At 45.9% G+C, this 3,725-nt stretch carries 2 protein-coding genes; both read right to left on the reverse strand.

Translation table 11 applies throughout. The features are described 5' to 3' along the window. Positions 1–2,713, reverse strand: a 2,713-nt coding sequence (gene uvrA / locus AB3112_RS09370; protein WP_367334369.1) for an excinuclease ABC subunit UvrA, incomplete at its 3' end; no start/stop codon positions are given. Between the two features lie 20 nt (positions 2,714–2,733). Continuing rightward, the coding region (locus tag AB3112_RS09375; protein ID WP_367334370.1) for a helicase-related protein at positions 2,734–3,725 on the reverse strand (992 nt) is incomplete at its 5' end.

The raw sequence follows: 3,725 nt of genomic DNA on the forward strand, positions 1-3,725 counted from the left end.
GCCCAAGGTCGATTAAATAGTCGGCACTTTTGACGACGTCGAGGTTATGTTCGATGATTAAGACCGTATTGCCCTGGTCAACCAACTTCTGCAAAACGCCGAGCAATTTTCTAATATCTTCGCTGTGCAATCCAGTCGTCGGTTCGTCAAGGATATAAAAGTTCTTACCATTGGCCTTTTTATGAAGTTCAGAAGCCAACTTCATTCGTTGGGCTTCCCCACCTGACAAAGTCGTAGCGGGTTGGCCAAGCGACACGTAGCCCAAACCAACGTCCTTGATAGTTTGCAGCTTACGACTAATTTTTGGAATTGCGCTAAAAAAGTCAACGGCTTCGTCAACGGTCATATCCAACACTTCGGAAATGTTTTTACCCTTGTATTCAACTTCCAACGTTTCAGCGTTATAGCGCTTGCCATGACAAACTTCACAGGGCACGTAAACATCAGGTAAAAAGTTCATTTCGATCTTTAAAATCCCATCGCCATGACAGGTCTCACAACGACCGCCCTTAACGTTGAAACTAAACCGGCCCTTTTTGAATCCACGTAGTTTGGCATCATTGGTGTTCGCAAACAACCCGCGGATATCATCAAAGACACCCGTATAAGTTGCCGGGTTGGAGCGCGGTGTCCGACCGATTGGACTCTGATCGATATCGATAATCTTTTCAATATTTTTGTATCCCGAAATTGACTTGTACTTCCCAGGCTTTTCAGAATTATGGTTTAATTTCTGTGCCAAAGCCTTTTTCAAAATATCATTAACCAACGTTGACTTTCCCGAACCAGAGACACCGGTGACAACAACCATCTTCCCAAGTGGAAAATCCACGGTCAAATTCTTGAGGTTATTTTCTTCTGCACCGGTCACCCGAATCTTCTTGCCATTACCCTTACGGCGCTTGGCAGGAACCGGAATAAATCGCTTACCGGAAAGGTACTGACCGGTGATTGACTTGGGGGCCTTTTCAATATCTTCTGGCGCCCCGACAGCCATCACCTGTCCGCCTTGTCGTCCGGCACCCGGCCCAATATCAACGATATAATCGGCGGCTCGCATGGTATCTTCATCATGCTCAACCACAATTAATGTGTTGCCCAAATCGCGCATCTTTTTTAATGAGGCGATCAACCGGTCATTATCCCGTTGATGCAGCCCAATTGACGGTTCATCTAAAATGTATAGAACCCCAGTTAAATTAGAACCAATCTGAGTTGCCAACCGGATTCGCTGTGCTTCACCACCAGATAAGGTTCTGGCAGAACGGGACAACGTTAAATAGTCCAACCCAACGTTTCGTAAGAAAGTAAGTCGATCAGTAATCTCTTTCAAAATTGGTTTGGCAATCATTTCGTCTTGTTCGCCAAAGGTTTGTGAACTGAAGAAATTAATCTCCGCCGTTACGTCCAGTGCTGAAATTTGAGCAATGTTTTGATTGCCGACTTTGACTGCCAACGCCTTTCGATTTAAGCGGTAACCGTGGCAGGTTTGACAGGTTAATTCGGTCATGTACTGACTCAGGTTATCCCGGGTAAAGTCACTGCTGGTGTTGTGGTATCTACGGTCGACGTTGTTCACAACGCCTTCAAACGGCCCATCAACATCCCGAATGCCGCCAAAATCGCTTTGAAGGACGAAGTGAAATGACTTGGTCTTGGAACCGTAGAGGACAAATTTCTGCTGCGACTTGGGAAGTTTGTCAAATGGCGTCTGCATGTCAATTCCTTCAGCATCACAAACCTGCTTGAGCATATTCGGATACCACTTGGAGCTGGCAGAATTCCAAGGCGCAAGGGCCCCTTCAGCCAACGTCTTCTTGCCATCGGGAACGACCAGATCCTCATCAACTTCCAGCTTCATGCCGAGTCCGTCACAGTCTGGACAAGCACCAAGCGGTGAGTTGAATGAAAATAACCGTGGTTCCAATTCGCCAACGGTAAACCCACAAATCGGACAAGCATAATGTTCAGAAAACATCATTGGATCCCGTTCACCCATGAAGTCTGCGATCGCATAACCACCACTTAATCTTAATGAGGCTTCCAATGAGTCTGAGAGACGGTTATTAATCCCATCTTTGACGATAATTCGATCAATGATGATATTAATATCATGGGCTTTATTCTTATCAAGTTCCGGCGCCTCATCAATATCATAAGTTTCACCATCCACTTGGACTCGAACGAACCCCTCACGCTTAACTTTCTCAAATATCTTTTTATGTTGTCCCTTTTTGCCACGAACAATGGGGGACAAAATCTGAAGCTTGGTCCGTTCAGGCAGCTTCATGATCTGATCAATCATTTGATCGACAGACTGACTAGAAATAACCGAGCCGTCATTTGGACAGATCGGTACCCCGACTCTTGCCCATAACAAACGGAAATAATCGTTAATTTCGGTAACCGTCCCAACCGTTGAACGCGGATTCTTGGAAGTGGTTTTCTGGTCAATTGAAATCGCCGGGCTTAACCCATCAATAGAATCGACATCCGGCTTATCCATCTGGCCTAAAAATTGGCGGGCGTACGACGAGAGACTCTCAACGTAACGTCGTTGACCTTCCGCGTATAAGGTGTCAAATGCCAGTGAACTCTTACCGGAACCGGAAAGTCCAGTCATGACAACCAATTTGTCCTTTGGAATTGTCACGTTAATGTTTTGTAAATTGTGGGCCCGTGCGCCACGAATGACGATCTTATCCATTGCCAATATGCATAATCTCCTTTAGATCATTTACTCATTTCACCTTTTAACTCAATAATTGTATCACGCAATGTCGCAGCCTGCTCAAAATCGAGTTTCTTGGCAGCCTCCCGCATTTCTTCGGTTAACCGTTCAAGCATCTGCTTTTGATCTTTTTGACTCATTTGCTCAAAATCGCTTTCAACAAAGTCGTCTTTTTCGCCACTGTCATCGGAAGTCTTCGTGACTGAAATCAGTGAGCGAATTGGCTTGACGATCGTCTTCGGTGTGATTCCGTGTTCTTCATTATACTTCACCTGAATCGCCCGGCGACGAGCTGTTTCGTCAATCGCTGCCTGCATGGAATCCGTGACCGTATCCGCATACATAATGACGGCACCGTGTTCGTTTCGTGATGCCCGACCGATCGTTTGAATCAGGGACCGCTCATTACGAAGGAAGCCTTCCTTATCGGCATCCAAAATGGCGACGAGTGAAACTTCCGGCACATCGATCCCCTCACGAAGAAGGTTGATCCCGACTAAAACATCAAATTTTCCTAAACGCAGATCTCGGATAATTTGGGTTCGCTCCAATGTTTTAATGTCAGAATGAAGGTACTTGACCTTGATGCCCAAATCCTTCAAATAATCAGTCAGATCTTCAGCCATTTTTTTAGTTAAAGTGGTTACGAAAACCCGCTCGTGTTTTTCGACGCGCTTATTGATTTCACCCACCAAATCATCCATTTGACCCATGATTGGGCGAACGTCAATGGTCGGATCCAGCAATCCAGTTGGTCGAATGACCTGGTTGACAACGTCTTTGGTCTGGTCCATCTCATAAGGGCCCGGTGTGGCCGACATATAAATAATCTGATGAACGTGCTGCTCAAACTCGCTTAATGTTAACGGCCGGTTGTCCAATGCACTTGGAAGACGGAATCCATAGTTGACCAATTGTTGTTTCCGGGCCTGGTCGCCGTTGTACATCCCCCGAATTTGCGGCATGGTCTGATGAGACTCATCGACAACCATTA

Source organism: Lentilactobacillus sp. (assembly GCF_040773105.1).
GTDB classification, from domain to species: Bacteria; Bacillota; Bacilli; order Lactobacillales; family Lactobacillaceae; genus Lentilactobacillus; species Lentilactobacillus parabuchneri.